Origin of the sequence: Neisseria sp. GT4A_CT1, from assembly GCF_000227275.1 — a bacterium.
Taxonomy (GTDB): Bacteria; Pseudomonadota; Gammaproteobacteria; order Burkholderiales; family Neisseriaceae; genus Neisseria.
This window is the reverse complement of sequence record NZ_JH164968.1, coordinates 215,419-222,064: the sequence shown is the minus strand read 5'-3', so window position 1 is coordinate 222,064 and position 6,646 is coordinate 215,419. Positions and strand designations below refer to the sequence as shown.

Here is a 6,646-nt window from a genome sequence, read left to right as displayed (position 1 = left end):
TCTTGTCAGCCGCTGCCGCAATGTAATAACAGCCCGATGCACACATATCTTCCGCCACCACATACACAGGAATGTCTTTATGCTCCGACTTCATACGGCGGATTTCGTTAAACGCAATATTGGAAACCACAGGCGATCCGCCCGGACTATTGGCGCGGATGATAATCGCTTTAGCATTGGGGTTATTGTAAACCGCCTCCATACCGGTGCGCAGCATCTCAACCTGATCATCAAGTTCATTGCCGATTTCGCCCTTCAAATCGATCACTGCCGTATGCTCCCCGCTGCTTTGCACTGCATCGGTATCGTCTCCAAACAGTGACGCAATAAACATGAGAAATAAAATCACACCGATAACACGCCAAATATTGCGCCAAATACGTGCGCTACGCTGCTCTTTATAAGAAGCCAGCAATACTTCGCGCAATACTTCGCGCTCCCAAAACGAGCCGGAATGAGATGAGGGATTATTCCCCTCACGAGAATAAGGTTCCTGCATGATCGGTACTTTCATCGTTCAAATTTTGACACTCGGAACCACAAATCAGGTAGTCCCAACATTTAGAGGATGTCTCCTATCCAATAACCCCGCATTCTACCGTCCTAAAAGATAAAATTTCAATCATCAGCAAATATTTGAACAAAGTTTTCATTTTATAACGAAATTTTTGGTTTCCAGATTGGCGGAAACAAAGAAAACAGCGTCAAAAAGTGATATGGGATATTATGCGCAGCGATAAAAGCTTGAAGGAAGATTTATGATAACTATTTTGAGTAATCGGACTATTCCTATCATAATGCTGTGTTGTTCGGCAGTGTGTCACAGCCAGTAGAGTTTATCTCCGGCAAAAATACCGATACCGTCGATCTAAACATTAAAAGCGCAGACGCCTATTCTGGAAAACGCTTTTTTCAAAACATCCGAAGGATGTGTAGTAAGCGTAGATTAGGGCGGAAATCCAACATCTATCAAAGTCGTCTGAAAGTTTTCAGACGACCTCTTTGCCAATAGCAGTCGTCCTGTTCAATTGTTCATATGGTTTTGATACACCGCCATCACAAACCTGCCGACCACATTCTCTAGGTAAAGAATTGATTGTTTTATTCCCTAAAAGCGCAAGCAGACTATGAAAATGCAAAAAACGTCAGGAAAATGCAGAAACCAGCCCAAGATGATTTAAATAACTTACTTGTCTATTTAAAGGACTAAAATGACCAATCAAGTTAAATATGATCGTAACAAAGACCGTCAGGGATTATTTAAAGAAGGTTGTCTTAAGAAGTTGTATTCAGATAACCTATGGTTAATGAACAAATGGATAAGCGAAGCAGAGTATGACAAATTCCGCTTAAACAATGGGGAATATGTAGACAATAACCCAAGCGTACTACCCACTAAAATCTATCAAGTTGCGATAATCGAATACACCGCTGGCTATCCGATCGAAACCGTCCGCGAACGCTTCGCCCAGGCAATCGGATACAGCCGCCTGTGTTTGGAAATCGATGAAAAATATCCCGTGGACGATCCCAAACTGATCGAAGAAGGCTGGACGATGTCCGTTTGGGGTGGTGGTGAGGATTATGATGATTTTCTAGCAAATGCCATCGGCTTGTGCCTTCTGTTTGAACAGGCTGACTGGCTGGAAATTGTCAAACGGTGCTATGAATTGGACGGCTTTATTGATACATCTTTTAATGCCTTGATCAATATGGTTATTCCGATGGATTTTGATCCGAAAGCCAAATTCCGGCGCGGTGGTTATAATTTCCGCAAACCCCTGCTACAAGCAATCATGGCGGAGAGCAAGGAAGAAACCCTGAAACACCTCAACGCCTACCTCTCCAGCTGGTACGAAGGCAACCGAAAAATCGGCAATCCCCTCATCGACACCCATTTGGAGCAAGATCCCAAATACTACGGCTATATCGGCTACTGGAGCTTTGAATCCGCCGCAGTCGCCTATTTAAAAGACTTGGACGACACCTCCCTGCGGCAGTATCTGTACTATCCTAAAGATATGGTGGACTGGGCGCGGGAGCAGAAGCTTAAGCACGAGTAGGAGTAATACGGAAAGGGTGGATTGATATGAAGAAAATCGTTTTATTATTCTTTATTTATAGTAGTTTCGCTATGGCAGAACAAAATATTTTTCCTGTTCATGAAGTGCAAAATTTGTTGGGTTATGGGCAGTTAGAGTTTTTAAAGCCAAATAAAAAAAATATTTTTATGCGCTATACGATGAAAAATAAAGGAATAAAAACATATTCCTTACAAGATGGCTGTTATCAAAAAGATAAAGTAGATAATTGTGTATCTGAAATGGTTTATCTGGAATCTTCACCTGATGGCAAGTATTCGATATTTATGCATATAGAAGGAGGCATGGTAGAGGATTTGGAAGAAAATTCTTCGCATTACCATGAAACTAATAATATTTTGATTTTAAATCATAAAAGCGGGTGTTTGGTTATGGCGCCTTCTAAATACTACGTTAATTGGAAAGGAAAACATACCTTAAGTGATGGGGATGGAGATAGAGATATTGATTTAAATAAATATTTTAGAGGAATACCTATATTTTATAGAAATAATAAATTGGATGCGGAAAATTATTATGGCGTGGATAATGTAAATAGTTGCCGTAAATTTCAATTGTAAAAATTACCTTCTTATTAGTGCTATCCAGCAAGCGTAGATTGAATTGAAAGTCTGTTATTGAGGTCGTCTGAAAAATTGAGGATTTTTATTTTCAGACGACCCTTCGTCAAGTGGATACAGATTCAAGAGATAAACCAATCCGTAGCGTAGGCTTCGCCCACGACCTTCTGCCCAAATATCCGAATCAAATTATTTATGTTCATTCGTGGGCAAAGCCCACGCTACGGGCGGCTGGCTCTCCCGTCTGGAGGGAGAGAGCAGCTCTACGGTTTGCACGAATTTGATTTTACCTAAAACCATAAAGCCACTCCCATCCTAACCTTCCCCCGTCGGACGGGGGAAGGAACAAGTTGCCGTTGCAGCAAATCGTAGCGTGGGCTTCGCCCACGACCTTCTGCCCGAACATCCGAATCAAATTATTTATGTTCATTCGTGGGCAAAGCCCACGCTACGGCTGCTAAAAATATAGTGGATTAACTTTAAACCAGTACGGCGTTGCCTCGCCTTGCCGTACTATCTGTACTGTCTGCGGCTTCGTCACCTTGTCCTGATTTAAATTTAATCCACTATAAGTGGGGCACAATATAAAAAACAGAGGTCGTCTGAAAACCCGAAATGTGGTTTTCAGACGACCTTTTCTTGCGCTTTATGGTTTACGCGAACCTTATTCGCCGTAATAGGCTTTGGTCAGGATTTCTTCCATATCGGCGACCAATGCGAGACGCGGGTTGGCGGGAGTGCATTGGTCTTCGAAGGACAGCATTGCCAGCTCTTTGCGCCCGTCGATGAAGGTTTTTTCGTCGATGCCCTGCTCTTTGAACGACATTTTGATGCCGACGTTGATCGCCAGTTCGTGACAGGCGCGGGCGAAAGATTCTACGCCTTCGGCAGGGGTGGTGCACGGCAGGCCTAAGGTACGGGCGATTTCCTGATATTTCAGGTCGGCTTTGTAGTAGTTGTACTTCGGCCAGGTGGCGGTTTTCTGCGGGCGCGTGCCGTTGTAGCGGATGACGTGCGGCAGCAGGATGGCGTTGGCGCGGCCGTGCGGAACGTGGTATTTTCCGCCGATTTTGTGCGCCATCGAGTGGTTGATGCCGAGGAATGCGTTGGAGAACGCCATGCCTGCGATGGTGGAGGCGTTGTGCATGTGTTCGCGCGCTTCGGGGTCGGACGCGCCGTGTTTGTAGGAGCGTTCGAGGTATTGGAACACGAGCTTGATGGCTTGCAGGGCGAGGCCGTCGGTAAAGTCGTTGGCAAGCACGGAAACGTATGCTTCTACGGCGTGGGTCAGTACGTCCAGACCGGTGTCGGCAGTTACGCCGGCGGGAACGGTCATGGTAAATGCGGGATCGACGATGGCGATGGTCGGGGTCAGCGAGTAGTCGGCGATGGGGTATTTTTTGTCGCCGTCGCTGATGACGGTAAACGGCGTAACTTCGGAGCCGGTGCCCGATGTGGTGGGGATGCCGATGAATTTGGCTTTGCGGCCCAATTCGGGGAAGCGGAAGGCGCGTTTGCGGATGTCCATGAATTTTTGGACGAGGTCTTCAAAATCGACTTGGGGCTGTTCGTAGAAGAGCCACATGGCTTTTGCCGCGTCCATCGGCGAGCCGCCGCCCAGTGCGATGATGGTGTCGGGCTGGAAGCTGCGCATCAAATCCGTGCCTTTATAGACGGTTTGGACGCTAGGGTCGGCTTCGACATCGGTGAAAAGCTGGATGGTTACTTTGTTTTTGCGTTGGTGGAGCTGGTGGGTCACTTTATCGACGAAGCCCAAATCGACCATCGAACGGTCGGTCACAATCATGACTTTTTCACAGTCTTTCATGTCTTGCAGGTATTGGATGGAATCGCGCTCGAAATAGATTTTGGCGGGTACTTTGAACCATTGCATGTTGTTTCTCCGACGGCCTACTTTTTTGATGTTTAACAGGTTGACTGCGCTGACGTTGCCGCCGACGGAGTTTTTGCCGTAAGAGCCGCAGCCCAAGGTCAGGGACGGCAGGAAGGCGTTGTAAACGTCGCCGATGCCGCCGAAGGTGGAGGGCGAGTTCCAAATCACGCGTAAGGCTTTGACGCGGGTGCCGAAGGTTTTTGCCAATTCTTGATCAGCGGTATGGATGGCGGCGGAGTGTCCCAAGCCGTCGAAGGCGACCATTTGTTCGGCAAACTGCAAACCTTGTTCGGTGGAATCCGCTTTGAGCATCGCCAGTACGGGCGAGAGTTTTTCACGGGTCAGCGGCTCGTTGGGGCCGACTTCGCGGCATTCGGCGATGATGATGTTGGTTTTTTCGGGGACTTTAAACCCTGCCTGTTCGGCAATCCACGCCGCCGGTTTGCCCACAACGGCGGAATTGAGTTTTGCGCCGCCGCAGTTGGCGCAGTTTGCCGTGACGCCGAAGATGAAGTCTTCGAGCATGGCTTTTTCTTTTTTGTTGGCGAAGTACACGCCGTAGGATTTGAACTCTTCGACCAGCTCTTTATAAATCTCTTTGTCAGCGATGACGGCTTGTTCGCTGGCGCAAATCATGCCGTTGTCGAACGCTTTGGACATCACGATGTCGTGTGCCGCCTGTTGGATGTTTGCCGTTTTTTCGACATAGGCAGGCACGTTGCCCGCCCCGACGCCGAGCGCGGGTTTGCCGCAGGAATAAGCGGCTTCCACCATCGCATTGCCGCCGGTCGCCAAAATCGTCGCCACGCCCGGATGCTTCATCAGCGAAGAAGTGCCTTCCATAGACGGTTTTTCAATCCACTGGATGCAGTTTTCCGGCGCGCCGGCGGCAATTGCGGCATCGCGCACGATTTGGGCGGCGTGGGCGGAACACTGCTGGGCGGAAGGGTGGAACGAGAAAATAATCGGATTGCGGGTTTTCAGCGCAATAAGGGATTTGAAAATGGTGGTGGAAGTCGGATTGGTGGTCGGCACGATACCGCAGACGACCCCGACCGGATCGGCGATTTCGGTAATGCCGGTTACATCGTCTTCGCTGATGACGCCCACGGTTTTCAAATCGCGCAGGCGGCGCACGACGTTTTCGCAGGCAAACAGGTTTTTGGTCGCCTTATCTTCAAATACACCGCGTCCCGTTTCTTCGACCGCGTGCATGGCGAGTACACCATGTTTGTCCAGCGCGGCAATGGAGGCTTTGGCAACGATATAATCAATCTGCTCCTGATTCAGCTTGCGAAACTCGTCCAACGAGCGCAAACCCTTTTCAACCAAACTGTTGACCTCGGCTACGGCGGGGCTGACGACATTGTCGGCTGATGCGTTCATGGTGTATCTCCTTGATATAAGGTGGCAATAAAGACGATAAATTTTCACTACGATTACTATAAGTAATTTTGTTACATTTCTCTTTGACTTACATCACAAACCATGCATGCTGTTTTCAGACGACCTCTTTCAGGATTTTTCTGTTTTTAATACATTGAAATAAAATCATTTTAATGAGTTTGATAAAAGAGGCCGCCGAGTCTTCCCCTTTTGCCATATTGCTATTGTTTTGCCCGCCGCAATTCATATGAAAATGAAATTTTTTGAATTTTGTATCGAAATTACAAATCAACCTTTCAAACAAAATTTGCAGGCAAAACGGACAAGGTCGTCTGAAAACCAAATTAAAGTTTGAACTGGCCCCCAAATCTTGGACACTCATAAAAGCCTATTCAGGCGCTCTGTGCAAGCTGGGTTCTGTATGCGACAGGACTCAGCTTTTTCAATTTCAAACTGCAACGCTCCCGGTTGTAGTAATCCATATAGTCATCTATCTGCTTCATCAATTCATCTACCGTCAATTCACCTGCATTATAGAAACACTCCGTCTTCAACACCGCAAAGAAGCTTTCCATCGGCGCATTGTCCCAACAGTTCGCCTTTCGCGACATGCTTTGAACCATGGAATGCTCCGCAAGCAATTCCCTATACCCCGCCGTACGGTACAGCACGCCTTGGTCCGAATGCAGCATCGTTCCTTTATC

4 protein-coding genes and 2 pseudogenes are annotated in these 6,646 nt (G+C 47.4%); 2 read left to right on the top strand and 4 right to left on the bottom strand.

Translation table 11 applies throughout. From position 1 onward, the window contains the following. Nucleotides 1–499, bottom strand: a pseudogene (locus HMPREF1028_RS09770) (S49 family peptidase); the annotation flags it as partial. A gap of 808 nt (nt 500–1,307) precedes the next feature. Here HMPREF1028_RS09770 and HMPREF1028_RS09765 point away from each other — a divergent pair. Further along, on the top strand, nt 1,308–2,063 hold the full coding sequence (locus tag HMPREF1028_RS09765) for a PoNe immunity protein domain-containing protein (RefSeq protein WP_232203838.1): 756 nt from the start codon (nt 1,308–1,310) through the stop codon (nt 2,061–2,063). A gap of 26 nt (nt 2,064–2,089) precedes the next feature. Continuing rightward, nucleotides 2,090–2,662, top strand: a complete 573-nt coding sequence (locus tag HMPREF1028_RS09760) for a hypothetical protein (protein ID WP_003766194.1) — start codon at nt 2,090–2,092, stop codon at nt 2,660–2,662. Nucleotides 2,663–3,125: 463 nt separating this feature from the next. Here the strand turns inward: HMPREF1028_RS09760 and HMPREF1028_RS14815 are convergent. The 3 genes and pseudogenes from HMPREF1028_RS14815 to HMPREF1028_RS09745 all read right to left on the bottom strand — a co-directional run. Next, nucleotides 3,126–3,233 (bottom strand): annotated as a pseudogene (locus HMPREF1028_RS14815) (IS5/IS1182 family transposase); the annotation flags it as partial. 93 nt (nt 3,234–3,326) lie between these two features. After that, entirely contained in the window at nt 3,327–5,942 is a 2,616-nt protein-coding gene (adhE, locus tag HMPREF1028_RS09755; RefSeq protein WP_009312619.1) for a bifunctional acetaldehyde-CoA/alcohol dehydrogenase, read from the bottom strand. 392 nt (nt 5,943–6,334) lie between these two features. Further along, nucleotides 6,335–6,646: IS3 family transposase (locus tag HMPREF1028_RS09745; protein ID WP_009312617.1), on the bottom strand; the 312-nt coding region annotated here is incomplete at its 5' end.

Excerpts from the sequence above, each read along its gene's own strand:
- HMPREF1028_RS09765 (WP_232203838.1), top strand. The coding sequence starts at position 1,308 with ATGAACAAATGGATAAGCGAAGCAGAGTATGACAAATTCCGCTTAAAC.
- HMPREF1028_RS09760 (WP_003766194.1), top strand. The coding sequence starts at position 2,090 with ATGAAGAAAATCGTTTTATTATTCTTTATTTATAGTAGTTTCGCTATG.
- adhE (WP_009312619.1), bottom strand. The coding sequence starts at position 5,942 with ATGAACGCATCAGCCGACAATGTCGTCAGCCCCGCCGTAGCCGAGGTC.